The sequence below is a fragment of the Kitasatospora sp. NPDC094028 genome (genome assembly GCF_049543595.1).
Classification (GTDB): Bacteria; Actinomycetota; Actinomycetes; order Streptomycetales; family Streptomycetaceae; genus Kitasatospora.
The window spans coordinates 1-24,593 of record NZ_JBMVFA010000048.1 but is presented as its reverse complement, the minus strand read 5'-3'; the positions used below and the strand labels follow the sequence as shown (position 1 = coordinate 24,593).

Annotated in this window: 26 protein-coding genes and 6 pseudogenes; 22 read left to right on the top strand and 10 right to left on the bottom strand. The window is 71.9% G+C overall.

Going from position 1 to position 24,593, the window contains the following annotated elements; translation table 11 throughout:
- The first annotated feature begins 37 nt into the window (after window positions 1-37).
- A complete protein-coding gene (locus ACPC54_RS38855) occupies window positions 38-637 on the top strand; it encodes a cation efflux transmembrane domain-containing protein (protein WP_498971890.1) in 600 nt (199 codons plus the stop codon).
- A gap of 19 nt (window positions 638-656) precedes the next feature.
- Here the strand turns inward: ACPC54_RS38855 and ACPC54_RS38850 are convergent, their stop codons facing one another.
- Window positions 657-1,274, bottom strand: coding sequence for an Rv1733c family protein (locus ACPC54_RS38850; protein ID WP_498971888.1), 618 nt, complete (start codon window positions 1,272-1,274; stop codon window positions 657-659).
- A gap of 184 nt (window positions 1,275-1,458) precedes the next feature.
- On the opposite strand from ACPC54_RS38850, the gene ACPC54_RS38845 reads away from it, so the two are divergent.
- The 3 genes and pseudogenes from ACPC54_RS38845 to ACPC54_RS38835 form a co-directional block, all read left to right on the top strand.
- Window positions 1,459-1,698 carry a DUF1918 domain-containing protein gene (locus tag ACPC54_RS38845; RefSeq protein ID WP_498971886.1) on the top strand — a complete coding sequence of 80 codons (240 nt, stop codon included), beginning with the start codon at window positions 1,459-1,461 and terminating at the stop codon, window positions 1,696-1,698.
- Window positions 1,699-1,710: 12 nt separating this feature from the next.
- Window positions 1,711-2,109, top strand: a pseudogene (locus ACPC54_RS38840) (cation-transporting P-type ATPase); the annotation flags it as partial.
- A gap of 191 nt (window positions 2,110-2,300) precedes the next feature.
- Window positions 2,301-2,408: pseudogene (locus tag ACPC54_RS38835) on the top strand (IS5/IS1182 family transposase); the annotation flags it as partial.
- Window positions 2,409-2,436: 28 nt separating this feature from the next.
- Here the strand turns inward: ACPC54_RS38835 and ACPC54_RS38830 are convergent.
- The 3 genes and pseudogenes from ACPC54_RS38830 to ACPC54_RS38820 form a co-directional block, all read right to left on the bottom strand.
- Window positions 2,437-3,075, bottom strand: coding sequence for a DUF1963 domain-containing protein (locus ACPC54_RS38830; RefSeq protein WP_498971884.1), 639 nt, complete (start codon window positions 3,073-3,075; stop codon window positions 2,437-2,439).
- Between the two features lie 65 nt (window positions 3,076-3,140).
- A pseudogene (locus ACPC54_RS38825) lies at window positions 3,141-3,324 on the bottom strand (IS982 family transposase); the annotation flags it as partial.
- Window positions 3,325-3,455: 131 nt separating this feature from the next.
- Window positions 3,456-4,394, bottom strand: coding sequence for a helix-turn-helix domain-containing protein (locus tag ACPC54_RS38820; protein ID WP_498971882.1), 939 nt, complete (start codon window positions 4,392-4,394; stop codon window positions 3,456-3,458).
- Between the two features lie 465 nt (window positions 4,395-4,859).
- On the opposite strand from ACPC54_RS38820, the gene ACPC54_RS38815 reads away from it, so the two are divergent.
- Complete coding sequence (locus tag ACPC54_RS38815) at window positions 4,860-5,366, top strand: DUF6624 domain-containing protein (RefSeq protein WP_498971880.1); 507 nt, start codon at window positions 4,860-4,862, stop codon at window positions 5,364-5,366.
- Window positions 5,367-5,627: 261 nt separating this feature from the next.
- On the opposite strand, the gene ACPC54_RS38810 is transcribed toward ACPC54_RS38815, so the two are convergent.
- On the bottom strand, window positions 5,628-5,756 hold the full coding sequence (locus ACPC54_RS38810) for a hypothetical protein (protein ID WP_498971878.1): 129 nt from the start codon (window positions 5,754-5,756) through the stop codon (window positions 5,628-5,630).
- Window positions 5,757-5,932: 176 nt separating this feature from the next.
- On the opposite strand from ACPC54_RS38810, the gene ACPC54_RS38805 reads away from it, so the two are divergent.
- Together ACPC54_RS38805 and ACPC54_RS38800 are read left to right on the top strand one after the other, a co-directional pair.
- Window positions 5,933-6,805 (top strand): universal stress protein, encoded by an 873-nt coding sequence (locus ACPC54_RS38805; protein WP_498971876.1) that lies wholly within the window; start codon window positions 5,933-5,935, stop codon window positions 6,803-6,805.
- Between the two features lie 93 nt (window positions 6,806-6,898).
- Entirely contained in the window at window positions 6,899-7,432 is a 534-nt protein-coding gene (locus tag ACPC54_RS38800; protein WP_498971874.1) for a flavodoxin family protein, read from the top strand.
- Between the two features lie 214 nt (window positions 7,433-7,646).
- Here ACPC54_RS38800 and ACPC54_RS38795 read toward each other — a convergent pair whose 3' ends face one another.
- Complete coding sequence (locus ACPC54_RS38795) at window positions 7,647-8,234, bottom strand: TetR/AcrR family transcriptional regulator (RefSeq protein ID WP_498971872.1); 588 nt, start codon at window positions 8,232-8,234, stop codon at window positions 7,647-7,649.
- A 28-nt stretch (window positions 8,235-8,262) separates the two neighbouring features.
- Here ACPC54_RS38795 and ACPC54_RS38790 point away from each other — a divergent pair, with 28 nt between their 5' ends.
- The 3 genes from ACPC54_RS38790 (at window position 8,263) to ACPC54_RS38780 (ending at window position 11,162) form a co-directional block, all read left to right on the top strand.
- Window positions 8,263-9,279: an NmrA/HSCARG family protein gene (locus ACPC54_RS38790; RefSeq protein ID WP_498971870.1), complete on the top strand. Its 1,017-nt coding sequence runs from the start codon at window positions 8,263-8,265 to the stop codon at window positions 9,277-9,279.
- Window positions 9,276-10,157, top strand: coding sequence for a TIGR03620 family F420-dependent LLM class oxidoreductase (locus ACPC54_RS38785; RefSeq protein ID WP_498971868.1), 882 nt, complete (start codon window positions 9,276-9,278; stop codon window positions 10,155-10,157). The genes ACPC54_RS38790 and ACPC54_RS38785 overlap by 4 nt, the downstream gene beginning before the upstream one ends.
- Before the next feature lie 153 nt (window positions 10,158-10,310).
- Entirely contained in the window at window positions 10,311-11,162 is an 852-nt protein-coding gene (locus tag ACPC54_RS38780) for an IS5 family transposase (RefSeq protein WP_498971866.1), read from the top strand.
- A gap of 301 nt (window positions 11,163-11,463) precedes the next feature.
- Here the strand turns inward: ACPC54_RS38780 and ACPC54_RS38775 are convergent, their stop codons facing one another.
- Entirely contained in the window at window positions 11,464-12,195 is a 732-nt protein-coding gene (locus ACPC54_RS38775) for an alpha/beta fold hydrolase (RefSeq protein ID WP_498971930.1), read from the bottom strand.
- 153 nt (window positions 12,196-12,348) lie between these two features.
- On the opposite strand from ACPC54_RS38775, the pseudogene ACPC54_RS38770 reads away from it, so the two are divergent.
- Window positions 12,349-12,803 (top strand): annotated as a pseudogene (locus tag ACPC54_RS38770) (hypothetical protein); the annotation flags it as partial.
- Between the two features lie 21 nt (window positions 12,804-12,824).
- Here ACPC54_RS38770 and ACPC54_RS38765 read toward each other — a convergent pair.
- Window positions 12,825-13,631: an alpha/beta fold hydrolase gene (locus tag ACPC54_RS38765; RefSeq protein ID WP_498971864.1), complete on the bottom strand. Its 807-nt coding sequence runs from the start codon at window positions 13,629-13,631 to the stop codon at window positions 12,825-12,827.
- 108 nt (window positions 13,632-13,739) lie between these two features.
- Between ACPC54_RS38765 and ACPC54_RS38760 the strand changes: the two genes are divergently transcribed.
- The 3 genes from ACPC54_RS38760 to ACPC54_RS38750 all read left to right on the top strand — a co-directional run bounded on the left by ACPC54_RS38760 (window position 13,740) and on the right by ACPC54_RS38750 (window position 15,920).
- A complete protein-coding gene (locus ACPC54_RS38760; RefSeq protein ID WP_498971862.1) occupies window positions 13,740-14,201 on the top strand; it encodes a MarR family winged helix-turn-helix transcriptional regulator in 462 nt (153 codons plus the stop codon).
- 485 nt (window positions 14,202-14,686) lie between these two features.
- Entirely contained in the window at window positions 14,687-15,184 is a 498-nt protein-coding gene (locus ACPC54_RS38755) for an adenosine-specific kinase (protein ID WP_498971860.1), read from the top strand.
- Window positions 15,185-15,365: 181 nt separating this feature from the next.
- A complete protein-coding gene (locus tag ACPC54_RS38750) occupies window positions 15,366-15,920 on the top strand; it encodes a hypothetical protein (protein ID WP_498971858.1) in 555 nt (184 codons plus the stop codon).
- Between the two features lie 89 nt (window positions 15,921-16,009).
- Here ACPC54_RS38750 and ACPC54_RS38745 read toward each other — a convergent pair.
- Window positions 16,010-16,452 (bottom strand): annotated as a pseudogene (locus ACPC54_RS38745) (NF041680 family putative transposase); the annotation flags it as partial.
- A 481-nt stretch (window positions 16,453-16,933) separates the two neighbouring features.
- On the opposite strand from ACPC54_RS38745, the gene ACPC54_RS38740 reads away from it, so the two are divergent.
- From ACPC54_RS38740 to ACPC54_RS38705, 8 genes and pseudogenes are all read left to right on the top strand, one after another.
- Window positions 16,934-17,569: an Rv1733c family protein gene (locus tag ACPC54_RS38740; protein WP_498971856.1), complete on the top strand. Its 636-nt coding sequence runs from the start codon at window positions 16,934-16,936 to the stop codon at window positions 17,567-17,569.
- Window positions 17,570-17,655: 86 nt separating this feature from the next.
- Window positions 17,656-18,735 (top strand): hypothetical protein, encoded by a 1,080-nt coding sequence (locus ACPC54_RS38735; protein WP_498971854.1) that lies wholly within the window; start codon window positions 17,656-17,658, stop codon window positions 18,733-18,735.
- Window positions 18,732-19,112 (top strand): STAS domain-containing protein, encoded by a 381-nt coding sequence (locus ACPC54_RS38730; protein WP_498971852.1) that lies wholly within the window; start codon window positions 18,732-18,734, stop codon window positions 19,110-19,112. Before ACPC54_RS38735 ends, ACPC54_RS38730 begins: the two co-directional genes overlap by 4 nt.
- Before the next feature lie 80 nt (window positions 19,113-19,192).
- Window positions 19,193-20,008: an ABC transporter ATP-binding protein gene (locus ACPC54_RS38725; protein WP_498971850.1), complete on the top strand. Its 816-nt coding sequence runs from the start codon at window positions 19,193-19,195 to the stop codon at window positions 20,006-20,008.
- A complete protein-coding gene (locus tag ACPC54_RS38720; protein WP_498971848.1) occupies window positions 20,005-20,730 on the top strand; it encodes an ABC transporter permease in 726 nt (241 codons plus the stop codon). Before ACPC54_RS38725 ends, ACPC54_RS38720 begins: the two co-directional genes overlap by 4 nt.
- A gap of 360 nt (window positions 20,731-21,090) precedes the next feature.
- The gene (locus tag ACPC54_RS38715) at window positions 21,091-21,804 is read left to right on the top strand and encodes a VIT1/CCC1 transporter family protein (protein WP_498971846.1); all 714 of its coding nucleotides are present in this window, start codon (window positions 21,091-21,093) and stop codon (window positions 21,802-21,804) included.
- A 137-nt stretch (window positions 21,805-21,941) separates the two neighbouring features.
- The gene (locus tag ACPC54_RS38710; RefSeq protein ID WP_498971844.1) at window positions 21,942-23,207 is read left to right on the top strand and encodes an APC family permease; all 1,266 of its coding nucleotides are present in this window, start codon (window positions 21,942-21,944) and stop codon (window positions 23,205-23,207) included.
- Window positions 23,208-23,261: 54 nt separating this feature from the next.
- A pseudogene (locus ACPC54_RS38705) lies at window positions 23,262-23,695 on the top strand (universal stress protein).
- Between the two features lie 29 nt (window positions 23,696-23,724).
- On the opposite strand, the gene ACPC54_RS38700 reads toward ACPC54_RS38705, so the two are convergent.
- Window positions 23,725-24,204 (bottom strand): hypothetical protein, encoded by a 480-nt coding sequence (locus tag ACPC54_RS38700; RefSeq protein WP_498971842.1) that lies wholly within the window; start codon window positions 24,202-24,204, stop codon window positions 23,725-23,727.
- Window positions 24,205-24,593: the final 389 nt, after the last annotated feature.

The following is a 24,593-nucleotide window of genomic DNA, read 5'->3' as shown; positions in this document are numbered from 1 at the left end:
GCGGAGCGCCGCCGTCCGGGTCTGGGAGGATCCCCCGGTGGACACCGTGAACACGACCTCCCGCCAGACCCTGCTCCGCCGTGGCTTCGCCCTCGAATACGCCACCCTGGGCTGGAACGTGATCGGCATCGTGGTCCTCGCGTTCGCCGCGATCGCCGCCCGCTCGGTCGCGCTGGCTGGCTTCGGCCTGGACTCCCTGATCGAGATCGGCGCCTCCACCGTGGTGATCTGGGAACTGTCCGGCACCGGCGAGGACCGGCAGAAGCGGGCACTGAAGCTGATCGGGGCCGGCTTCGCACTGCTCGGGCTCTACCTGCTGGCGCAGTCGACGATCGTCCTGGTCAGCGGCTTCCACCCGCACCACTCGCCGCTCGGGATCGCCTGGACCGCCGTCACCGCCGCCGTGATGTTCGCGCTCGCCTACGGCAAGGCCCGCACCGGCGCGGCCCTGGACAACCCGGTGCTCAGGACCGAGGGCCGGGTCACCCTGATCGACGGCCTGCTCGCCGCCGCCGTCCTGCTCGGCCTCGTCCTCAACAGCACCCTCGGCTGGTGGTGGGCGGACCCGGCCGCCGGGTACGTGCTGGTCTACTACGCCGCCCGCGAGGTCCGCGAGATCTTCTTCGGCGAGCACTGAACCGTGCCGCGCCCGGCGGCTACCTCCGCCCCGACCAGCGCGGCTCCACCTGCTCCCAGGCGACCTCCCACCCCTGCTCCGCCCGGTGGTCCAGGGCGCGGCGGCGCAGGGCGAAGGCGCCCTCCGCGCCGAAGCCGAGCACGGTGACCGTGCCGAGGCCGGCGAGGACGGCGTCGGAGAGGATCAGATCGGTCGGCTTGGGCGCGCCGACCGGGCGTCCGGTGTCGTCCAGGCCGACCGGGACGGCCGTTCCCGTGGGGGTGCCGTCCGCGATCGGGATGGTCCCGGTGCCCGGCCCGACCGGGTACGTCCAGCGGGCCGGGGCGTGCGCCCGCGTGCTGCCCGTCCGGGAGTCGTCCGGCAGGGCCGGGCCGGTGGTGACGGCGGTGACGACGTGCCGGTGCCGGGCCGCCAGCTGCGCGGTGTGCGTCTCCGCGCGGTACACCAGCAGCGCGACCGCCGTGGCCGCGGCGAGGGTGAGGAGCATCGTCAGCGCGAGCGCGGACACGAGGCGGCTGTACGCCCGGTCGAGCGGGCGGCAGAGCGGGTTGCGGTCCCGGCCTACGGCCCGGCGGACGTGCTGGCTCAGGAGCGTGCGCGAGACCGGTGGTCGGTGCGTGGTGGCGGTGGCGGACATGGCAGCCTCCTCGGTGCCCGGGGGCCTTGGAGCCAGTGTTTCGCCGGCCCGGCTGCCGCCCCAGGGCCGTGCGGGCCCCCGGTCGGGGACCATCCGGCCCCTGCCGGGGTCCGCTCCCCGGTGGTCCCCTGGAGGTACGGACGGCCGAGCCCCGCCCGGCCCCCATCGGCCCAGGGAGGACGGCATGAAAGCCGCCGTGGGAGACCGCATCATCGTCCAGGGCACCCGGCCGCGCGCGGCCCGCCGGGACGGCGAGATCGTCAGCCTGCACCATCCGGACGGCAGCCCGCCGTACGACGTGCGCTGGGCCGACGACGACCGGGTGACCGAGTACTTCCCCGGCCCCGACGCCCGGATCCACCACTACGGCCACGAGCCCGAGGGCGTGACGGTACCGCCCGGCCCGCACCTCTTCGCGGACTGACGGACCTTCGCCGTGGCCACCGCCGCCTGTGCCACGACGCCCGGCCTGAGCTCGGCCGAGGCCGCCCGGCGGCTCGCCGAGTACGGGCCGAACGAGGTCGCCGCCGACCGCCGGGTCCCGCTGTGGGCCCGGGTCGGCGCCCAGCTGCGCGACCCCCTGATCACCGTGCTGCTGGCGGCCGCCGCGCTGACGCTGGCCATCGGCGACCACCCCGACGCGGTGGTGATCGCCCTGGTGATCGTGGTCAACACGACGGTGGGGGTCGTCCAGGAGGTCCGCGCGGAGAGCGCCGTCGCGGCGCTCTCCCGGCTCTCCGCCCCGGCCGCGCGGGTGTTCCGCGACGGCGATCAACACCGGCTGCCGGCCGCCGAGTTGGTGCCGGGCGACGTGATCGCGCTCGCGGAGGGGGACATCGTGCCGGCCGACGCCCGGCTCACCGAGGCCGCGGCGCTGCTGGTCGACTTGGCGAAACTGAGCACACTCCTCCGCAGGGACCTTGATCGGGTCGTTCGCGTAGACGTAGGCGTCGATCTGTCGACCGTCACCGGCGGGAGCTGCGCAGGGCCTCACCTCGACACCAGCGGTTACCGGCATCCACCCGGAAAGGATCGACGCCTCGGCAGCACCGCCCCGACGAGAGACTCGGGCGCCCCCGGGGCGGTCCGACGAGCAAAGTCCATCTGACCGGGGAAGGCGACTGTCGGCCACTAAGGTTTTCTCAGCCGGATAGCCTGATGATCAGCATTGCCACAGGAATGACCCTTGCGCGCAGGGCTGGCATGTGAAGGTGTATCCGCAGCCGCCTCCGCCGAAGTTCATCTCCGTCTCGTAGTCGTGGCCCTGTTCGAGCTGGGCCTCGAAGCTCATCGGTTGCGCGCAGGACGGGCAGGCCGGCGTCTGGTCGTGTTGCAGCCAGGACGGGGCGCCGCCCAGCTGGCCGAGGACGTCCCGCGGGGATCGGCCGTTCGCCTCTGCCCAGCCGATGCGCGCCTCCCCGTAGGGGACCGTCTCGACCACCGTGAAGTCGACGCCAGAGGTCTCCGGCAGCAGGGCCACGCCCTCCGACGGCACCGGGGCGGCGCTGAGTCCGGCCCGGGGGAACAGCAGTGCCCGGTTGCCACCCCCGCCCGATTCCCACTCGTCGCAGGCCCCCGGATCGTTCTGGCACATGAAGAGCGAGAGCACGCGCTCGGCCGGCACGGCCCCTTGGCCTCCGGGAGCGTCGACCAGCAGCTGCGCGAGGAACTGCATCGGCCCCGAGCACGCCTCGCACTGCGGCCAGGTGAACCCGGCTGGCACCAGTGGCACGCCCCCGGTGCGTGTCACCAGCGCCTGGTCGTCGACCGGACCGGCATACGTCATCAAGGTGGTAGGCACGGTTGGGAATCCTAGATGAATGAGTCCAAGGGGTGCTGTCGCGGTCAGTGACCGTAGGCGGTCAGCGATCGCTTGACGGTCTCACGGGAGCAGCCGCAGCCAACCGGCGTGGAGTCGACCACCCATACGTCGTCGCTCCACAGGGAGGTGTCCGCGAGTGACAAGTTCGGCGTCACTGAGCGTGGATGTGATCCCGATCGCGGGGCGCCACGGCGCCAGGTTCGGCGATGCCTTCAAAGCGTCATCGATCTTGGCTTAGAGTGCGGTTGCGAGGGTGTCCAGGTCTGTCGTCACAAACGGATCATGGACGCCCTCGCTTCATGTCCGCATGCAATCCCTTGGACTCGTTCTGGGCTCCGGGGTGGTTTCCACTGCGGTGACTATGCGTCGCGGTCATCTCGCAGGGCCTGGATGAGCCAGGAGTACACCGGGATCAGGTTCGGTACTACCTGCCAGCCGTTGACGATCCACACCAGCCGCCAGTACCGATCCACCAGGGGATCGTGCGCCTCTTCGAACTGCTGGGCCATCCAGTCCCGGAATTCCGTGTCAGGGGTGCGTGCGAACACCTCGGCGAAGCGGTGTACGAGGTCGTCGATGACGGGTGCGACTCTGTCGCCGAGTGGGTCGATGCCCGATTCCAGGGCCTCGGCCACCTTCTGACGGGTGAACTCCATCAGCTCCTCGCCAACCTCGCTCTCGATCTGGGGCGTGTGCCCGGCGGCCTGGCACATGGCCGTTCGGCGGATCCGGGCCCGGAAGTCCTCGTCGCCGACCAGTTCGGCGAGCTCCACCCACGCGGCGACCTGCTCGCTGGACGGATCATCGGGGAGGTCGGGAGTGGCAGCGCGAACCATGGCCGCCATGGCCGGGTCGGCACCCACCGTGCCGAAGGTGCCATCCATGAAATCGTCGATCAGACGTCGGCGTTCCTCGCCGGACAACTGCGTGAGCCTGTGCACGAGCTTGGTCTCCTCGGGATTGGCCCCGCGTCTGGCCACGACTCGCAGAACGCTCCGACGCAGTTGCAGCATCCGGATCTGGACGTCCATGGCGTCGGCGTGCGCCGCGGCGACTTCCGCCACCGAGAGTTCGCGGTCCAGGACGCGTTGAATCGTGGCCAGGTCCACGCCCAGCTCGCGCAGTGTGCGCAGGAGTTCCAGACGAAGCAATGCGTCGAGGTCGTAAAGCCGATAACCGGCGGGACTTCGGGTGGTCGGCGCTACCACCCCCGAATCGGAGTAGAACCGGATGGTCCTCACGGGCAAGCCGGTTCGCCGGGAAAGCTCCCCGATCGAGTAGAGGGTCGTACCGTCCATGTCCCCCACTCTGCTGTCTCCAGTCACTGGAGACTCAAGGCTATTCCCCCGCCGGGCTCCCGACCGAGACGTCCTCCGAGTTGCCGAGCCATGCGTCACGTGCCTTCCGCCGACCGCCAGGACGACGGGAACGCCTTGCGCGCGCTGGGCGGGCGACGTCGAGGCGGTCAGGGTGGTCGGCCGGCAGGCTTCGACAAGGAGGTGTACAGGCGCCGCAGTGAAGTCGAGCACACGATCAATCACTTGAAGCACTTCCGCGCCGTTGCGACGCGCTCCGGCGAACGGGCCCACGTCTTCCACCGGACTTTCAGCGTCGCGCCGATCCGGCTCCGGCTCCGTGAGTAGATCAAGTATCTCAAGATCCGGACGTGCCTGTCACCGTCCTGCGGGAGGAGATTTTGTCGTGATTTGCACACCTAAGGTTGCGGATGACCAGCGAGAAACTCGATCTGACTTGGAGTCGGGATGGCATCTGACACTGCCGCAGTGGCTGCGGAGCTCAACATGATGGTTGCGGCCGATCACCAGGCCGCTCGCGATGCGAACAGCGATGACCCGGCGGAGCAGTTGGCCTGGCGGCGCTTGACCGCGCGGCACGCGGACCGTCTCAGCGAGATCATGGACGCGCACGGATGGCCGACCGCGGAACTGGTCGGCGAGGAAGCGGCCCGGGCCGCGTGGCTGATCGCGCAACATGCCGACCGGCAGCTCGACGTTCAGCGGCGCGCGTTGCGACTGATGGAGCAGGCCGTGGCCGACGGCGCCGCCAGCCCGCGAGACCTCGCCTTCCTGCGGGATCGCACGCTGGTGAACGAGGGGCGGGAGCAGATCTACGGCACGCAGATCGCCGGCGTGGGGGACGGCTCGCCGATCCCGTGGCCCTGCGAGGAACCCGAGCACATGGACGAGCGCCGTGCAGAGGTGGGAATCCCACCCTACGCCGAGTACATCGCCCAGTTCACTGTCGCCTGACGTCCTGGAATCCGGCGGATCACACGCACGCCTGGTCCGCCGGACACACCCCAGCCGCCCAGCGGTGACTGTTGGTCCGCCCAATCCTCATGGCGTTGTGATCAATCCGGGAACCAACCTGTGCCTGGATGCCAACGGCACCGATGTCTCCACGCACCAGTGCAATGACGCCAACCAACGTCAGCGCTGGGTAGCGCTCGACAGCGCCCAGTGAGCAGCTACCTGAATCCGCTGCGCCGGCCCCATGAGGGTCCGCGCCGTTCAGTAGGGCAGTCGGCGGCCGGACGGCGTGCGCAGGTCCAGCGGCGGGGGCTCGTGCGGGCGGGTGGGCCGGGTGACGACCTTGTTCCGGACCATCGTGGCCACCTCCTCGTTCGCTTCGACCTCCAACCTGCCGCCTACGGCACCCGGGCCCCAGGGGCGGCCGGGCCTTGGCCGGCCGCCGGTCGGAGTGTCCGGGGCGGGGCCGTACGGCTCGGGCTCCAGGGCCGGTCGACCCTCGTGACGGCTGCCGGGCCCGCCTAGCGTGAGAACAGGGGTCCGGCTGCCGTACCCGAGGAGTGGCCATGACATCCGCGAGTTCCCACGACGGGGCCCGTCCCGTCGTCCTCGGCGTCGACGCGCGCGACACCGGCAGCATGACCGCCGCCTGGGCCGCCGACGAAGCCGACCGCAGGGGTCTGCCGCTGCGACTGGTGCACGCCGTCCCCTCGCTGTACCGCGAGTTCCGAGCCTTCGACCAGGGCCGCTATCACCAGGCTCTGCGCGAGCGCGCCGACCGCGCGCTCGACCGGGCCGCCGCCGTGGCCCGGGACCGGCACCCCGGGCTGACGGTCACCAGCGTCGTGGCCGAGGACGTCCCGGCGCCCGCACTGTGCCAGGAGTCCCGGCACGCCGCGCTCGTCGTGCTCGGCTCCCGCCGACTCGGCCGGGCCGAGGAGATGCTCAGCGCCTACTCGGTGGCCGTCCCGGTGAGCGCCCAGGCCCACTGCCCGGTGGTCGTCGTCCGCGACCCCGAGCACGTCACCCAGGACCCGCCGTACGTCGTGGTCGGCGTGGACGGCAGCCCGACCGCGACGGCCACCGTCGACTTCGCCTTCGACCTGGCCGCCGAGCGGCACGCCGCCCTGCGCGCCGTCTGGGCCTGGCAGCGCCCGTTCATCGGCAACCTGGACGAGCGCACCACCGAGCAGACCCTGCGCCGCCTGCTCTTCGAGTCCACCGCCGGCCACCACGAGCGCCACCCCGACGTGGTCGTGAGCCACGAGCTGGTGCACGGCCACCCGGTCGAGGAACTGGGCGCCGCCTCCGAGCACGCCCTCGCCGTGGTCGTCGGCCGCCGAGGGCGCGGCGGCTTCACCGGCATGCGGCTCGGTTCCGTCCCGCACGGCCTCCTGCACCGTGCGCACTGCCCGGTCGTCGTCGTCCCGCACGGCTGATCCGGACCGAACGGGCCCGCGATCCGGGCCGAACGACCCGCACCCGCACCGCACTTCCGGCGCGAGCCTGGGGGGTAACGAAAGGTGGAGACCATGCACACCGTGATCGTGTACGAGAGCATGTACGGCAACACCCGCGAGATCGCCGAGGCCATCGCCGAAGGCGTCCACCAGGCCGACCCCGCCGCGTCCGTCGACTGTCTCCCGGTGGCTGAGGCCGACACCGAGACGACCCGCACGGCGGACCTGCTGGTGGTCGGCGGACCGACCCACATGCGCGGCATGTCCTCCGGCCTCAGTCGCCGGATGGCCGCCACGGCCGAGGGCCACAAGGAAGGCCACGAGGACGCCGCCGCCGAAGCCCGGGAGACCGCCGAGGGACCGGGCCTGCGTGCCTGGTTCCACGACCTGCCGCAGACCGAATCCGGCACCTACGCCGCCGCGTTCGACACCCGCGTCGACATGCCCCGGGCGGGCGGCGCCGCCGAGGGCATCGCCCACCGGCTCTCCCGCCACCACTACGACGTGGTCGCCGAACCGCAGGGCTTCATCGTCGAGGGCACCGATGGCCCGCTGCGCACGGGCGAGCTCGACCGCGCCCGCAGCTGGGGCGCCTCCCTGGTCTGACCGTTTCCGGGACCGGGCGCGCGGTGGAGCGGTCCGACTGGTCTCAGGCCTCCCCGCCCGCCACTGGCAGGGGGGAGGCCTGCTGCCGCACCACTGCCACGCCCGGAGCACTGCGATCCACAGCCGGCGCACGCACACAGGCGCCTAAGCCATCGATGCCTCCTATGACCGACCGAGGATAGGCGCTGCGCTCCTTGGCTGCGGGATGGGAGCTTCAGCGTGCGCGCACGCCGTCGATAGCCAGGTTGAGCAGCCGGTCGGCCTCGCCTGGGCCGTCGGGTTCCTCCTCGGTGGCCAAAGCGATGGCGCTGACGAGTTTGAGCAGTTGGGTGATGGTGACGTCGGGGCGTACGGCATTCATGTGGCGGGCGCGGTCGAGGAGTTCGTTGCCGGCGCTGGTGATCATTGCGTGGCAGGTGCTTCCCAGTGTCGGGTCGCCGTCGCGGGCGCCGTGCATGAGAGATGCTCCCAGGCCCCGGTTGGCGACGGCGTGTGCGCCGACGGCGCGGAGCCAGGTGACGAGTGCGGCCCCGGGATCGGGCGCGGGCAGCAGGTCGTGGGCCTTGGTGCAGAGGGCCTCCACCCGGCCCTTGAAGACGGCTTCCAAGAGCAACTGCCGGGAGGGGAAGTGTCGGTGGAGTGTGGCTGAGCCGACTCCAGCGTGCCGGGCGATCTGTTCCAGCGAGGCTTCGGCGCCGTGCTCGGCGACCAGGCTCTCGGCGGCGGCCACGATCCGGTCGTAGTTGCGGCGCGCGTCGGCACGCATCGGCCGCGGAGCAGGGCCAGCTGCACTCTTGGGCACGGGAACTCCTGACGGCTTGCTAACTGGGGTGGCCCTCCATATTGTATCGACCGATAACCGGAGGGGCACCCCAGTTACTGGGTGTGGCCCCTCGTCGGCATGCGATACGGGGAGATTCGTGGAACCGACAGGAAAGACCGTCGTCGTGGTGGGGGCGACCGGCCTGCAGGGCCGGGCAGTCACACGGCACCTGCTCAGCAGCGGCTGGCAGGTACGCGCACTCACCCGCGACCCGAACGGGGAGCCGGCCCGGGCACTGGCGAGCACAGGCGCGCAGATCGTGCGCGCGCAGATGGAGGACGTCTCCTCGTTGATCGCCGCGACCAACGGCGCATACGGCATGTTCAGCGTCCAGCCCACAGTCGGCTCCCCCGGAACCGCACCGGGCTTCAGCACCGAGGACGAGGTCCGCTGGGGGATCAACGTCGCCGAAGCCGCACGTGCCGCCGGCGTCGAGCACCTCGTCTTCACCTCGGTCGCCGGCGCGGACCGTCACGGCAGTGAAACGCTGCCGCAGAACCTGGTCAGCAAGTGGCGCATCGAGCAGCACATCGCGGGGCTCGCCCTGCCCGCGACGATCCTGCGACCGGTCTCCTTCATGGAGAACTTCACCGGCGAATACGCCCTGCAAGGCGGGGCGTTGACCACTGCCCTCGCCCCCGAGGTTCCCCAGCAGATCATGGCGGTGGACGACGTCGGCTTCGTCACCGCGCTGGCGTTCTCCCGGCCCGAGGAGTGGATCGGACGCGCAGTGGCCCTGGCGGCGGACGAACTCACGCCGGTGCAGATCGCGGCGGCCATCGAGAGCGTGCTCGGGCGTCAGCTGCCGTATGTCCGGATCCCGATCGAAGCGATCCGGGCGCTCAGCGAGGACTTCGCGTTCGCCTACGAGTGGCTCAATGAACGCGGCTACCGCGCGGACATCCCCGCAACCCGCCGTATCCACCCCGGGGCGATGAATCTCCGTACCTGGCTGGAGCGCACCGGCGCCGCCCAGATCGCCGCGTTCCTGGCCACCCAGCCCACCGCCGGGCATCGCGCATGAGCGCCCGTACACCCGATCTCGGGCGCATCGGGATCTGGGCGGGCGACCTCGACAGCTACCCTGCGGCAGGAATTCGCGAGGCCGCGACAGCGATCGAGGATCTCGGCTACGGCACCCTCTGGTTCGCCGAGACCACGGGACGGGAGGCCATGGCGCAGGCCGCGATCCTGCTGTCCGCCACCCGGCGGATCACCGTGGCCGCCGGCATGACCGACATCTACGCACGCGACGCGGTGACCGCCGCCGCTGCCCTGCGCACCCTGGAGGAGGCGTTCCCCGGGCGATTCCTGCTCGGACTGTGGGAGAGCCACCCGAGCCTCGCCGAGGACATCCGCGGTCACCGCTTCGGCTCACCGCCGGCCACGATGGGCGCCTACCTCGACACTCTCGACGCCGCCCCGTTCGGGCCGCCCGCCACAACAGCCTCGCGGCACCATGTGCTCGCGGCCCTGGCGCCGGGCATGCTCGCACTCGCCGCCGAACGCACCTGGGGCGCCACCGTGTTGGGCATGCCCGTCGAGTACACCCGCACCGCGAGGCCGGTGCTGGGACCTGACGCGCTCCTGGCCGTGACCCAACTGTGCGTGCTGAGCCCCGACCGCACCCGCACTGCCGAACTGGCCGCCGCCACGGCTGCGGCGGCCCTGCCGAACCGGCGAACGCTGCTGCACGACCTGGGGTACCAGGACGTGGACGCGCTCGGCGACCGGCTCGTTGAGGCGATTGTGGCCCACGGCGATGCCGAGGACATCGCCCGCCGTGTCCACGAGCACCTCGACGCAGGAGCCGACCACGTCAGCCTCCACCTCATGACCCCCGCACCGGGCATCGCCCCCATCCGCCAGTGGGAGCACATGGCCACCCACCTGCTGCCCTGACCGGATCCGTCCACGTGGGAGCCGCGGTCTTGCCGCGGCTCCCACGCTGCAGCCTGCCGTAGGCGGTATCCGAGGAACCGCTCTATGCCATGTGCTGCGCAGGCACAGCACGGGTTCCGCTATTCCTGCCATCGTGGCCATGTCGGAGGGTCCATGCCTGCCATGCCGTCATCCCTGCTTGAGCCGCTCTGGCAGCAATTCTCAGCGCTACTGCCCAAGCGACCCGAGTTCGATCCTGCGCACCCGCTGGGCTGCCACCGCCGACGCGTACCCGATGAAACCGTGTTCCGCCTGGTCGTTGAGGCGCTGGTGCACGGCTCCGGCTACGAGCGGGTCGCCACCACCAGGTGTTCGGACTGGACCATCCGAAACCGAGTCAAGCACTGGTCCGCTCTGGGACTGGCGCAGGAGCTGCACCGTATCGCGTTGGCTGCCTACGACAAGATGATCGGCCTGGGCCTCTCCGAGTTGTCCGTGGACGGCTGTCAGACCAAAGCGCCTTGCAGAGGCGACAAGGCGGGGCCTTCCCCGGTCGACCGCGCCAAGCAGGGCCTGAAGCGTTCGACCCTGGTCGACAGCGGCGGGATACCGATCGGCCTGGTTTCAGCCGGCGCGAACCGACACGAATCCGTCCTGCTCGGACCGACCATCGACGCGGCGAGGCGCCAGGTCGGGAACCTCCCCGCCGACGCCACCGTGCATCTCGACTCCGCCTACGACGGCAAGCCCAGTCGCCAGGTCTTGGGTGCGCAGGGCCTTACCGGCGAGATCGCCCGTAAAGGCGTGCCCGCCCCGATCCAAGTCGGCAAACGCTGGGTGGTCGAACACACCCAGTCCTGGATGAACGGCTACGGAAAGATCCGGCGGTGCTTTGAGCGAGACGGTCGAGTAGTCGACTTCTACCTCTACCTGGCCGCCGTATTCGTCACCATACGCGCGCTGATTCGGCGGGCCAGAAACCTCTATCGGTGGCCGCATCGCACAACAGCACGCCGCCTGAGATAAGCCCTATCCTCGGTCGGTCTATGAACCATCACTGCCTCAATGTAGGCTGCACAGCCTCAACCGTCGGCGCTTCCTGACGACCATGGGCCTGGGCCTGACCGGGGTGGCCGCGCTCGGCGGCCGGGTCCACTTCGCCGGCTGACCCGACTTTCGATGTTCTGACAGGTTTGGGTGATCAGACTGCGCTGAAATTGCCTGGATGATCAAGTCCAAGGGGTGTCTTGTGACTGAGCATCACAGCTGAGTGCACGGTCGCTGTCGAGGTGTTCAGGGGCGCCAGGTGATCCCGGCCGTGGCGTCCTCAGCTGACGGCAGGGAGTTGGCGGGCGAAGCGGCGGACGGCATCAGTGAAGGCATCGGGGTCGTCGAAGTTCGCGAGGTGTCGTGCCCTCGGGATCAATTCGACGCGAGCGTGCGGATGCGCGCGGGCGAAGTCCGCCTCCCCGGCGCGGAAGACAGCGTCCTTCTCGCCGTTCAGGATGAGAACCGGAGCCTTCACATGACGCATCGCACTCGCGTCGAAGCGTCCGAGTACCTCGTCCCAGGCTGCTGGCAGGGTATGGAAGGCGTAGCCGGCATGGATGGTCGCCTCCACCACTTCCCGTGGGTAGAGCCGCCGCAGCAACCGGTCGTTCCACCGGGCCAGGCGATCCGCCTGCATGCGAGGGACCAGCCGGGCGACCCCCCGATAGGGTGCTGCCCGGAGGCCGCGGGTTGAGGCGCTGGCTCCCGCGAGGATCAGCCCGCGCAGTTGTTCCGGACGGCGTCGCGCGAACTCCAGCGAGGCATATCCGCCGAGCGAGTGCCCGACGACCAGAGCAGGCCCGCGGTTGAGCGAGTCGACCGCCGAAGCGATGATCTCCGTCGCGGTGCTCAGACTCCAGGCCTGAGCCGAGCGCTCTCCGTGGCCGGGCAGGTCGATGGCGACTACCGGGAATTCGTCCCGGAGTGCGGCGAGCTGCATGCTCCACTGTCCCGCGCTGAAGCGCGTCCCGTGAACGAAGACTATGGGCACTGCATTCGCTGCTGTCATCAGTCCCCCAGGTGACACTGTCCTCAAGCCGACTCTACCGGCGGGATCTTCCTCGCGACCAAGGGAGATGCCAGAAGTGTTCAAACGGCCAACTGCATGGCGCTCAGTCATGTGTTTGTGGAGACGAGAAACGAGGGCGCCCAAGGTCGTTGCGTGACGAACAACCTGGACACCCTCGCGACAGCACTCTGTGCGAAGACCGACGATCTGCTGAAGGAACATCCGGACTTGGCGCCGTGGCGGCCGGCAGTGGGGATCGCGCCACAGCTCACCGACGCCGAACTGGTCACACTCGCGATGATGCAGGCCATGCTCGGTTTCGCCTCCGCGGCCGGATGGCTCCGGCATGCCCGGGCCCACCTGCGGCACCTCTTCCCGTACCTGCCGCAGCAACCCGGCTACAACAAGCGGCTGCGCAAGGCCGCCGACCTGCTCCGCCAGGTCACCCGATCTTCAAGGGCCGGCTCGACCTCGAACAGCACCGAGGGCGCACACCTCGCGGTGTCATCGCCCGCGCCATGCAGCGAATACTCGCGCTGACCGCCGTGATCTGGCACAACGACCACACCGGACAAGACACCCTCCGTTCGCTGACTTCGTACGATCACCGACTCCTTGGAATTGATCATCTAGGAGAGGAAGGCCGCCGCCCGAGAGCCCCAGGTGCGGATGTCCGCCAGGTCACGGGAGACGTGGAGCCGGGCGGCGGGCATCAGATCCGCCAGGGCCTCTGCGGTTTCGGCAGGGTGGGACGGGTCGCCCTCCCAGGCCAGGATCAGGGCGGGGTGAGGCAGGGCACGCAGGACCGCCGGGTCCGGCAGGTCGCTCGCGGCTGCCGCGCGCAGGACCGTCGGCATCAGGGGCTCCGGCACGTCGAACTCCGGCGGGAAGTCCTCGACCCCCGCCAGCGCGGACGGCGGGCCGACTTGCCGCATCGCGGCGACGAGCGCCGCCCCGCCCTCCCGTTCGACGAGGTCCGCCGCCGCCTCCAGGCCCGACCGGCGCTCGGCCCGCGCCTGCCAGGCGGGGCCCGGGATGACCAGCACCAGACGGTCGAAGCGCTGCGGCGCCTTCACCGCCGCCCAGAGGACGGTCGCCGCGCCCATCGAGGAGCCCAGGGCAGCCATCGGGCTCCCCGGGGCGACATGGTCGCAGAGGGCCAGCAGGTCGTCCCCGAGCGCCGGGTACGTGTAGTCGGCCTCGACGGCCCGCCCGGTGGACCCGCCGTGCCCGCGGGCGTCGAACTCGACCAGGCGGCGGCCGGACGCGGCCACGGGCGACCAGTCCATGAAGCCCATCCGGCCTTCGTGGTCGCGACTGGAGAGGGCACCGTGGGCGTAGACGGCCACCGGCCCCTCCCCCGTCGCGTGGTAGGCGATTCGGGCGTTCGGACGGTCGAGTACGTGCGGCGTAGGCGTGGACGCGGGCATGGGCATGACTCCCCCTCATCAAGGCTGTCACGATGATCAGTACGTCGATCATCATCAAAGTATTGATGACTGTCAACGAAGTTGCCGGACATGGTGGGCTTGTACGATCACGCCATGGGAATGCCGATCGGCGAGCGCCTCGGAGTCGACATCCGGGGGGCCGAACAGGAGTTGATGGCGGCCAAGCGAGCGGCGGTCGAGCCGGCGGGCCTCACCGTGCCGCAGTACGCCACGCTCTTCGTGCTGGCCGAGAACGCCGGGATCAGCGGCGCCGCGCTCGCCCGCGCCTGCAACGTCACGCCGCAGGCCATGGCCGTGGTGCTGAGGAACCTGAACGAGCGCGGGCTCGTCGAGCGCGCGCCGCACCCCTGGCACGGCAACGTCCTGGAGACCAGACTCACCGAGCAGGGCCGAGCCGCCCTGCACCTCGCCGACGAACGCGCCACAGCGATCGAACGCGCGATGGCCGAGGATCTCACGCCCGACGAGCGCGCGCAGCTCCGCACGCTGCTCGCCCGCTGCACCTCGGCCATCCGCCGCGCCGCCGAGGAACAGGCCGCCGAAGCGCAGCAGTGAGCGTCAGCCGGTGGCGCGGGGGCGTCAGCGGGCCGCGTCCGTGACGGGCTCCATCCACATCGTCCGGGGTACCGTCGCCCGGTAGGGCCTGGAGATGATCGCGCCCCTCCTCCAGCATCCGGCCGGTGCGACGGGCTGTCGCCCCGAATTTGGGCCGTCCGCCGGCCAGGTGAGGGCGACCGGCACCAGCACGGGCAACCCACCGGGCGAAAGCCGGGAGCCCGCAGGGAGGCCCACCTCATGAGCGCGCACGAGAGGAGACGGCGGAGTTCCCGTCCGAGCACCGGCCGCCGATAGCGGATCGCGCCGACGTGTCGACCCACTGCGACGGCTACCCGGAGCAGCTCGGCGGCCCTGGTGGGACCCCTTTCCCGCTGACTCGGCAACGGCGCGACCGGCGTGCCGTCCAGACGGCACGCCGGTCCGACGGACATGATCGGCACGACGCGCACCGCCCGCTGACCAGCGAGAACGGAAGGTTCCTCATGGCCGCTGCCGGATTGTCCTTCGACGTCGTGAGCGTCGAGAAGCCTGATGACGTGAATGTGATCATCGGGCAGTCGCACTTCATCAAGACCGTGGAGGACCTGCACGAGGCGATGGCAGGGGCGGGCCCGCACCTGCGCTTCGGGATCGCCTTCTGCGAGGCCTCCGGCGCCTGCCTGGTCCGCCGGTCCGGAAACGACGACGAGCTGGTAGCGCTCGCGGTACGCAACGCACAGGCGATCAGCGCCGGCCACTCCTTCGTGATCCTGCTGCGAGGCGGATACCCGGTCAACATCCTCAACGCCGTCAAACTCGTTCCCGAGCTGTGCGGCGTCTTCTGCGCGACCGCCAACGCGGTCGACGTCCTGCTGGCCGTCACCGATCGGGGCCGCGGCGTGCTCGGCGTGATCGACGGCGCGCCCCCGGTCGGGGTCGAGAGCGACGAGGACGCCGCGGACCGCCACAGCCTGCTGCGCCAGATCGGCTACAAGCTCTGAGCTTGTCGTTTAACGTCCGGCTCCGAACGAGCGGGCCCCGACGTGGCAGGCTGTGGCCGTGAGAATCGCGAGAGACGACCGGCCAAGGCCGCTGTCGACGTGCTGGCTCTACTGGATCGCCGTACCGACCGGTGACCAAGCGGGAGTGATGGCGTCCCTGGGCCTCACCCGACCCGCACCCGTGACGTTCGCCGAGGCCGAGGCTGTCATCGACGAGGACGGCCACGGAGAGGCCGAGGACAATCCGGACGGACTGGCCCGGGTGTACGTGAGTCCGGAGATCGAGGGATGGACTCTGGTGATCGGCCCGTGGTGCGACCCGTGCGACACCGACAGAAGTGACGAGGTCCTGCGCCTGTGTGCCGATCTCAGCTCCCGTTACGGAGTGGCCCAGGCCTACTACTTCGGCACCCGGAACGACGGCTCGGCCTGGCTCATCGCAGAGCACGGTGTGGTGGTGCGGCGGTACTGCGAGACCGGCGAGATCGACGACGGACTCCTCACACTGGGACAGCCCCTTGCACAGGAACAGGCCGAGCGGCAGCGGATGGGGCTGCCACCGACCTGGAACGAAAGCGAGCGCAACGACGAGGCCGAGGAGGAGTGGAAGTGGCGGGCGTTCGACATGGCCCCCGAGATCGCCACCACCCTGGGCATCAGCCCGCTCGCGCTGACGGAGTCGATGCGTGTACGCGGCGTCGGCGTTCTTGCGAAGACCCCTCTTCCGGTGCGCTGAACACCGCATTCAGCACTTCGTCGCGGTCCTTCCCGGTTTGGTGCCCTTCTTGTGGTGGGCGGGCCGGGCGTACGCCTCGCCGGTGGCCAGGTTCTGCCCACCTCGTAGCGGGTGGCGGGTCGCTTGTTCTTCGAGCCGGGCGGGCGCCCCGAGCCGGGGCGGGTGGGTTTCGGCACTCGCGCTGGTGAGGGGCCTTCGTGTGGAGGTTCCTGAACCCGCGCCGGACGTGGGCGGGGGTGAGCTTGTTCCGTTCCGCCGGTCGTTCCCAGGGCCGACGGAGGTCGGCGACGAGCGGGCGGGCGAGGCGGAACTGGGCGTGGACGGCGATCACCAGCCAGGTCCAGCGGTCGGCCGCAGCCGACTCCCGCAGCCGGGGCCGGGTCCAGCCGAGGGTCTGCTTCAGCAGGCGGAACGTGTGCTCGATGTCGAACCTGCGCAGGAACGCCTGCCAGCAGCGGTCCACGTCGGCCGGTGCGGCGCCGGTGCGCGACCACCACAGCCAGACCGGCTGGTTCACCCCGCCGCTGGGTAGCGGTTCCCAAAGCGGCTTGATCGGGCGTGAGTTGACACGGGCACGGGACGGGCCGCGCCCGCCCCCATCGCATGACCCGCGCGGGCGGCATGGGCCGCATCTACCTCGCCTACACCCCCGCCGGGCGTCCGGTCGCGCTCAAGGTGGTGCGGCCCGTGCTCGCCGAGGACCCCGAGTCGGCGATGCTTGCTCCACCCGCCCGATGGCCCCGGGGAGACCCGGCGCGCACCGGGCGTGACGCAGTGCCGGACGCGCCCGGTCGGGACCAGTGGCCCAACGGGGGGACCGGTCGGCCCCTGGGCTCCGGCGGGGCCAGCCGCCAGATTGGTGGGCAGCCGGGCGGCACCGGGCCGGCCCGACGCGCCGAGCGGGGAGGGGTTGTGACGATCCGCCTGGTCGCCCCGGCCCGGGCCCGCAGACGGATCCTCCCGCCGCCCGGCGCCGTCCGGCTGCCGGACCGTCCACGAAGGAGTAACCGGACATGACCACCACGCCCGAGCAAGCCGGCCCGGTGCCGCCCGTCCGTCGCCACCTGCGGCAGGCGCTCGGGAAGGACCGGAATCCGTTGGGCCGCTCGATCGACCGCTCGCGCAGCCGGGCCCTGGTGCTGGCCGTGCTGGGCATCGGACTCGCCGTGTTCGGCGGTGCGGGCGCGGCGGCGGCCGACTTCGCCGTCCCCGGGCACCAGGCCTCGGTGACGGCGGCCCGGCTGCACCAGGTCCAAGCGGTCGTCCTCACCCCGGCCCGGCGACGATCGGGCGCCGACACTCGCGGACGCCGGTACGAGGCCGGCGCCGCCTGGGTCTCCCCCACCGGGCAGCGCACCACGGGCGACGTCCGGGTGCCGGGCGGCACGGCCCCCGGTTCGACCGTCGGCATCTGGATCGACGACGCCGGCCGCGCCGCGGCTCCGCCGCTCGGAACGGCCGCGGTCGCCGCCGACGCGGTCTGCCTGGGGCTGTTCGTCCTCACCGGCCTCGGCGTCCTCGCCGTCGCCGTCCTGAACATCCGCCTCGACGTCCTGGACCGTCGAGCCGACCTGGCCTGGCAGCGCTCCTGGGCCCGAACGGAGCCCGTGTGGAGCGGCCGCGCCTCACGTGACCACCGGACGGGCTGAGCGTGCCGGCCACCCCCGGCCGCTTCGGCCGCCCCGGCAACTCGGACAGCTCGGACAGCTCGGACAACTCCGAAGGAGAGGACACCATGCCCGCACAGTCCGCCGGCAGCCCCGAGGTCAGCGACCCCGTCCACCGGGTCCTCCTCGCCGCCGCGTGCGCCGCCCCGTCCGTCCACACCACCCGGCCCTGGCGGTTCCGCACCGGCACGCAGGCCGACACCGTCGAGGTGGTGTCGCTCCCGGTGCGGGGGCCGGCGCGCGCCGACCCGCGGGGCCAGGCCCTGCACCTGTCGGTCGGCGCCGCCCTGTTCAACCTCCGGGTCGCCGCCGTCCAGCTGGGCCGGGAACCAGTGGTCCGGCTACTGCCCGACCCGGGTGCCCCGGACCTGCTCGCGACCGTTCGCCTCGCCGGGCGGCCCCGGGCCTCGCTGACCCGCCGGCCGGACCTGTACCAGGCCGTCTGGCGAGACCGCGGCGGCCCGTTCCCGTTCACCGCCGAGCCGGTGTCCGCCGCCGTCCTCGCCGAGCTCACCGAGGCCGCGCACCAGGACGGTGCGACGCTCTGGGTGCCCGAGCGCAGCACCCGGGTCCGCCGGCCGGGTGACCGCTGCACCCTCGGCGAGGAGGCGGCGCACGGTGACGGCCCGGACCTCCTCGCGCTCGCCACCCCGGGCGACCGTCCCGCCGACTGGTTACGCGCGGGCCAGGCCCTGCAGCACGCCCTCCTGATCCTCACCCTCCACGGGCTGCGCGCGTCGATGCTCCACCAGACCGTCGAGTGGCCCGACCTGCGCGACCGGCTGGCCCGGTCCCTCCCGCATCGCGGCACACCCCAGCTGCTGCTGCGGGTCGGCCACGGCCCCGTGGGCGTCCCGACACGCCGCCGCAGGCCGTGCCACCGACGCCTCGGCCGACCGTCCCGGTCCACGTCCCCGTCCCCGTCCCCGCGCGACGCGGGCCGTCCGGCCGTGTCGCCGACGAACCGCACCGGCATCGAACCGGCGTTCGCCCGGGACCACTGGCCCGCCCACTCTGGCCCGAACGGACCTGCTCCGCAGCGCCCGGCAGTTGATTGGCTTCGGTGTGACACGGACCGCCCTCCTGCCAAGAACGGGGTGGCCGGGCCGCACACCACGGACGGCGGAGCTTCCAGGAGGTTGTGGTGAGCAGGACGACGGAGACGGTCACTCCCGCGTCGGCCCAGGTGCCGGCGAGCGTGATCCGCTCGATCACCCGTGATCCACGGGCCCGTACCACGGTGGTGCGACTGCACGGCGAACTGGACGTGCTCACCACCTCCGACCTGGTCCCCGCCCTGCTGGGCCTGGCGCAGGAGGGCGACCGGGAGCTGGTGCTCGACCTGTCGGACGTCAGTTTCTGCGACAGCTCGGGCGCGAGCAGCTTCCTCCAGGTGAACCGGCAGCTGGCGGCGGGCACCCGCCTCCTGCTGCGCAGCATCGCCCGGCAGCCCGCGAAGGTGCTGAAGCTGCTCGGCCTGCCCCGCGCCGTGCCGTGCGACTTCACGCAGCCGGCCGGACACTGACCCCGGTCGGCGCGCCGGGCACGACGAGCGCCGCGAACGCCGACAGCCCGCCACGCACACCAGGACTTGGAGCCACCGGGATGGGACGTACGGGACGACTTCCCGCAGGCGGCGGGGCCGCCGGGAAGGAGGCGCCGGACTCGGCGGCCGTCCGGATCCGCGGCCTCCGGGTGTCGCGGGGAGGCCGGCCGGTACTGGACGGGCTCGACCTGGAGGTGGCCCGCGGCTCGGTCACCGGCCTGCTGGGGCCGAGCGGTTGCGGCAAGACCACGCTCCTGCGGGCGATCGTGGGCGTGCAGAAGGTCGAGGCGGGCCTGGTGCGGGTCCTCGGCGCCGCCGCCGGCAGCCCGGGCCTGCGGCAGCGGGTCGGCTACGTCACCCAGGCCCCCTCCGTGTACGCGGACCTGAGCGCGGCCGAGAACCTGCGCTACTTCGCGGCGGTGCTCGGTGTGCCCGGCACCGAGCCGGCCCGGGTGCTGGAGCTGGTCGGGCTGCGAGGCAGGGAACGCGACCTGGTGGGGCGCCTCTCGGGCGGGGAGCGCGCCCGGGTGTCGCTGGCCGCGGCCCTCCTCGGGACACCGGAGCTGCTGGTGCTGTACGAACCGACCGTCGGCCTCGACCCGGTGCTGCGGCAGGAGTTGTGGTGGCTGTTCCACCGTCTCGCGGCCGGCGGGGCGACCCTGCTCGTCTCCAGTCACGTCATGGACGAGGCCGAACGGTGCACCAGGCTGCTGCTGATGCGTGAGGGACGGCTGCTCGCGCACGACACCCCGGCCGGGCTGCTGGCGGCGACCGGTGCGGCGGACGTCGAGCAGGCGTTCCTGCGGCTCGTGGCTGGCACCGGCCGCCCGGACGCCGACCGGATCGCCGACTCCCCGAGGACGGAGCCGCGATGAACCCGCACCGGACGCTCGCCACCACCCGCCGCGTCCTGCTCCAACTGCGCCACGACCCGCGCACGGTGGCCCTGATGCTCGGTGTCCCGTGCCTGCTGGTCACCCTGCTGAAGTACGTCTTCGACGACCGGCCGCAGGTGTTCCACCACGTCGGCGCCCCGGTGCTCGGCATCTTCCCGCTGATGGTGATGTTCGTGGTCACCGCCGTCACCACACTGCGGGAACGCAGCAACGGCACCCTGGAGCGGCTCCTCACCATGCCGCTCGGCAAGGCGGACCTGCTGCTCGGCTACGCCCTCGCCTTCGGTCTGGTGACGCTCGTCCAGGGCCTGCTGGTATTCGGTCTGCTCGGGCTGGCGGTGGCGGGCCCGAGTTGGCTCCTGCTCGCCGTCGCGGTCGCGGACGGGCTGCTGGGCATGGCGCTGGGCCTGGCCGTCTCGGCCTTCGCCACCACCGAGTTCCAGGCCGTGCAGTTCCTGCCGGCGTTCCTGCTGCCGCAACTGCTGCTGTGCGGGCTGTTCACCCCCCGGGGGTCGATGGCGGGCTGGCTGCACGCGCTGTCGAACGTGCTCCCGCTCTCCTACGCCGTCGACGCGATGACCGGGATCACCACCCGGCCCGGCGTCTCGGGCGGGACGCTCACGGACCTGCTGGTCGTGCTCGGCTGCACCGTGGCGGCACTCGCGCTCGGCGCGGTCACCCTGCGCCGCCGGACGGCCTGAGCGGCGGCCTCGGAGCACCTCCGTTCCGCCGGCCCGTCACGCCCTGATGACCGCGGGCGGGTGCCACGTCCCGTCGAGCACCTCGGGCTTCGGCGCGAGGTAGGTGTACGCCTCGCGGGCCAGGGTCCGCGGATCGTCCGACAGCGTGCTCACGCCTCAACGCTTCCCTGGGGTGACGACTCGCGCACGGACAAGTCAGCCACATTCTGGCGTCCGGCACGCCGGCCGGCCGGCACGCCACCCCGCTTCGTGCCGGCCGCCGACGAGGCCGAACGGGTGCCGTCGACAACGGCTGCGAGCGGGCGAACCGGGCACTTCCCCGCGACACTGATCCCGACGACCGACAGGAGCCCCACCCCGATGAGCTTCTTCGACAGGCTCAACCCCCACCCGGAGAGCCACGCCGCCGGCCGAGCCGGCTGGCTGCGCGCCGCCGTCCTCGGCGCCAACGACGGCCTGGTCTCCACCGCCAGCCTGATGGTCGGCCTGGCCGCCAGCGGGGCGAGCACCTCCACCGTCGTCACCGGCGGCCTGGCCGGCCTGTCCGCCGGTGCGATGGCGATGGCCGCCGGCGAGTACGTGTCCGTCAGCTCCCAGGTCGACGTCGAGACCGCCGACCGGGCGAAGGAGGCCCGCGAGCTCGCCGAGGCCCCGGAGGCCGAACTGGACGAGCTCACCGCCATCTACGAGGGGCGCGGGGTCCCGCGCGCGCTCGCCCGGCAGGTCGCCGAGGCCCTGCACGAGGCCGACCCGCTCCAGGCCCACCTGCGCGACGAGCTCGGCCACAGCGAACACACCGCCGCCCAGCCCGTTCAGGCCGCCCTCGCCTCAGCGGCCAGCTTCCTCGCCGGCGGACTCACGCCCTTCCTCGGCCTCCTCGCCGGGTCGGCCACGGCCCGCCTGTGGCTGATCGTCGCCGTCACCCTCTGCGGCCTCGCCCTGGCCGGGGTACTCGCCGCCCGCGCCGCCGGCACGGCGGTCCTCCAGCCCACCCTGCGCGTCCTCCTCGGCGGCGGACTCGCCATGGCCGTCACCGCGGCCGTGGGCCAACTCGCCCACGTCTCCGGGGTCTGAGCCGCCGGCCGATCGTTCTCGCGCCGGCTCCGGTGATCCGACCCTGCTCAGTCCGGATCGGGTGCAGCCGAAGCCCGCGGCACCCGTCCAGTAGCCTGCACCGACGTCGGAACCCCCGGTCGAGAGGCAACAGGTCAATGAGTACGTCGGCACCGTCCGCCGGGCCGCAGGAACTGCGGCGGCACCTGGGCGTGTTCGACGCCGTCGTGATCGGCCTGGGGTCGATGATCGGCGCGGGCGTCCTCGCCGCGCTCGCGCCCGCCGCTGCGGTGGCCGGGTCCGGGCTGCTGATCGGGCTGGCACTGGCCGGCGTGGTGGCGTGGTGCAACGCGACGTCCTCGGCACGGCTCGCCGCCCGCTACCCGCAGTCGGGCGGCACGTACGTGTACGGGCGCGAGCGGCTGGGCGAGTTCTGGGGCTACCTGGCCGGGTGGGGCTTCGTCGTCGGCAAGACGGCCTCGTGCGCGGCGATGGCGCTCACCGTCGGCTCGTACGTGTGGCCCGCGCAGGCCCATGCCGTGGCGGTCGCGGCGGTGGTGGCGCTGACGGCGGTGAACTACCTCGGGGTGCAGAAGGCCGCCTGGTTGACGCGGGCGATCGTCGCCGCCGTGCTGGGCGTCCTCGCCGCCGTGGTCACCGCCTGCCTGAGCGGCGGCAACGCCGACAGCGGGAACTGGACGGTCGGCGCGGACACCGGCTTCCACGGGGTGCTGCAGGCGGCCGGCCTGCTGTTCTTCGCCTTCGCCGGGTACGCCCGGATCGCGACCCTCGGCGAGGAGGTCCGGGAGCCGCAGCGCACGATCCCCCGCGCGATCTCCCTGGCGCTCGGCATCACGCTCGCCGTCTACGCCGTCGTCGCGCTCGCCGTCCTGGCGGTGCTCGGCCCCGAGCGCCTGGCCCACAGCGGGGCGCCGCTGGCCGACGCCGTCCGGGCCGCCGGGGTGCCGGGCCTCGCCCCGGTGGTGCGGGTCGGCGCGGCGGTCGCCGCCCTCGGGTCCCTGCTCGCGCTGATCCTCGGCGTCTCGCGCACCGCCCTCGCCATGGCCCGCGACCGGCACCTGCCGCACCGACTCGCCGCCGTCCACCCGCGCTTCGCGGTGCCGCACCGCGCCGAGCTGGCCGTCGGCGCGGTGGTCGCCGTCCTCGCGGCCGTCGCCGACGTGCGCGGTGCGATCGGCTTCTCCTCCTTCGGCGTGCTCACCTACTACGCCGTCGCCAACGCCTCCGCCTGGACGCTCGGGGCCGAGGAGGGGCGTCCGCCGAGGATCGTGCCCGTCGTCGGCACGGTCGGGTGCCTCGCCCTGGCCTTCGCCCTGCCGGCGGCCTCCGTGCTGTGGGGCGCCGCGGTGATCACGCTCGGCGCCGCCGCCTACGGCGCGCGCAGGGTGCTCACCCGTACCTGAGCGGCGAGGTGGGTCCAATGGACCTGCGTTGTCAACCGATGTGCGAGGTGCGCGATGGGTATCGAAATCCCGGCAGGACGCCGGGTCGTGGTTGGGGTCGACGGCTCGCCGTCGTCGAAGCAGGCACTGCGCTGGGCGGTCGACCAGGCGCGGTTGACCGGCGCCGCCGTGGACGCGGTCGCCTGCTGGGCGTATCCGTCGATGTACGGCTGGGGGACGACCGGGCCGGACCCGAGCTCGCCGGTGCCACCGGGAAGATGCTCGCCCAGGCGGTGGCCGAGGTGGTCGGGGACAGCCCGCCGGTGGAGATCCGGGAGAGCGTCGTCCTCGGCAATGCCGCGGAGGTGCTCCTGGACAGGACGGCGGGGGCTCGGCTGCTCGTGGTGGGAAGCCGAGGTCACGGCGGGTTCTACGGCGCCATGCTGGGTTCGGTGGGCCAGCACTGCGTGCAGCACGCGCACTGCCCGGTCGTCGTGTTCCGCGACTGAGCGGGTCGCCCGGGGCGGCGGTCGTCGCGTTACGGCTGCCCGCGGTAGTGGTCGCACCAGATCAGGCGGTACCCCCTCGTCCAGCGGGGAATCGAGCGGACTCCGGGGATGAACGGCACCAGGACGAGGGCGAGGCTGAGCACCGCCATGATCGCCCAGATGAGCGCGTCCGCGTTCTTCGAGGTCTTGAACGGGTCGATCCGGTACCAGAACGTGTACAGCCACAGCCAGGCCTGCCCGGGGTAGTTCCCGGTCTCGTTCATCATGCCCCACTGGTCGCCGGCCAGGTGCTGTGCGGTGGCCTGGTCGGTCAGGTAGGAACCGTCGGCGAGGAAGAGCATCGGGCGGGTGCAGTCGGTCTGGTAGAAGCGCCCTTCGGCCAGCAGCTGGCCGTCGAGGGAGCCGGCCTGGGCCAGCGTCAGCAGACGGCAGACGGCAGGCCAGCACCGGGACGGGGCCGTAGTCGCCGGCCCGGTCGCCGGTCCTGCCCGTCCTGAGCCGGAGGGCATCAGTCCATTCGATGCTCAACGAACTGGGAGCAGTGGGAAGGGAGCGACCGGCAGCCTGCTGATCGGTCATGGGTGTCCGGGCGAGTGGACGGGCGACGGTCGGTTCTTCGGTTCGGCCTCGCCGACCCGCGCATGGAAGGACTCGACGCCGAGGGCCCGGCGACCGGCCGGTCGCCGGGCCGGAGTGATCGGTTGCGATCACGTCACCGCCGCCCTGGTGCACGGCTCCCGCGGCTCCCGCCACGGGCGCGCCGCGGGCCCCGGCTGCTCGGACTGCACGGGCGTCTGGGGTGACGCCTACTGGCGGGCGCCCTTGGCGTTGGGCTGGGTCTTCTGGTTGTAGATCTCCTTGCCGTCCGCGTTGTAGGCGTGGACGTAGGGGTCCAGGT

Coding starts and splice junctions, on each gene's coding strand:
- ACPC54_RS38765 (WP_498971864.1), bottom strand. CDS start 13,631: ATGCCCATGCCCGCGTCCACGCCTACGCCGCACGTACTCGACCGTCCG.
- ACPC54_RS38725 (WP_498971850.1), top strand. CDS start 19,193: ATGGGACGTACGGGACGACTTCCCGCAGGCGGCGGGGCCGCCGGGAAG.
- ACPC54_RS38700 (WP_498971842.1), bottom strand. CDS start 24,204: ATGCCCTCCGGCTCAGGACGGGCAGGACCGGCGACCGGGCCGGCGACT.
- ACPC54_RS38710 (WP_498971844.1), top strand. CDS start 21,942: ATGAGTACGTCGGCACCGTCCGCCGGGCCGCAGGAACTGCGGCGGCAC.
- ACPC54_RS38755 (WP_498971860.1), top strand. CDS start 14,687: ATGGCCGCTGCCGGATTGTCCTTCGACGTCGTGAGCGTCGAGAAGCCT.
- ACPC54_RS38845 (WP_498971886.1), top strand. CDS start 1,459: ATGAAAGCCGCCGTGGGAGACCGCATCATCGTCCAGGGCACCCGGCCG.
- ACPC54_RS38800 (WP_498971874.1), top strand. CDS start 6,899: ATGCACACCGTGATCGTGTACGAGAGCATGTACGGCAACACCCGCGAG.
- ACPC54_RS38815 (WP_498971880.1), top strand. CDS start 4,860: ATGGCATCTGACACTGCCGCAGTGGCTGCGGAGCTCAACATGATGGTT.
- ACPC54_RS38740 (WP_498971856.1), top strand. CDS start 16,934: ATGACCACCACGCCCGAGCAAGCCGGCCCGGTGCCGCCCGTCCGTCGC.
- ACPC54_RS38760 (WP_498971862.1), top strand. CDS start 13,740: ATGGGAATGCCGATCGGCGAGCGCCTCGGAGTCGACATCCGGGGGGCC.
- ACPC54_RS38735 (WP_498971854.1), top strand. CDS start 17,656: ATGCCCGCACAGTCCGCCGGCAGCCCCGAGGTCAGCGACCCCGTCCAC.
- ACPC54_RS38720 (WP_498971848.1), top strand. CDS start 20,005: ATGAACCCGCACCGGACGCTCGCCACCACCCGCCGCGTCCTGCTCCAA.
- ACPC54_RS38820 (WP_498971882.1), bottom strand. CDS start 4,394: ATGGACGGTACGACCCTCTACTCGATCGGGGAGCTTTCCCGGCGAACC.
- ACPC54_RS38805 (WP_498971876.1), top strand. CDS start 5,933: ATGACATCCGCGAGTTCCCACGACGGGGCCCGTCCCGTCGTCCTCGGC.
- ACPC54_RS38775 (WP_498971930.1), bottom strand. CDS start 12,195: ATGACAGCAGCGAATGCAGTGCCCATAGTCTTCGTTCACGGGACGCGC.
- ACPC54_RS38715 (WP_498971846.1), top strand. CDS start 21,091: ATGAGCTTCTTCGACAGGCTCAACCCCCACCCGGAGAGCCACGCCGCC.
- ACPC54_RS38785 (WP_498971868.1), top strand. CDS start 9,276: ATGAGCGCCCGTACACCCGATCTCGGGCGCATCGGGATCTGGGCGGGC.
- ACPC54_RS38780 (WP_498971866.1), top strand. CDS start 10,311: ATGCCTGCCATGCCGTCATCCCTGCTTGAGCCGCTCTGGCAGCAATTC.
- ACPC54_RS38850 (WP_498971888.1), bottom strand. CDS start 1,274: ATGTCCGCCACCGCCACCACGCACCGACCACCGGTCTCGCGCACGCTC.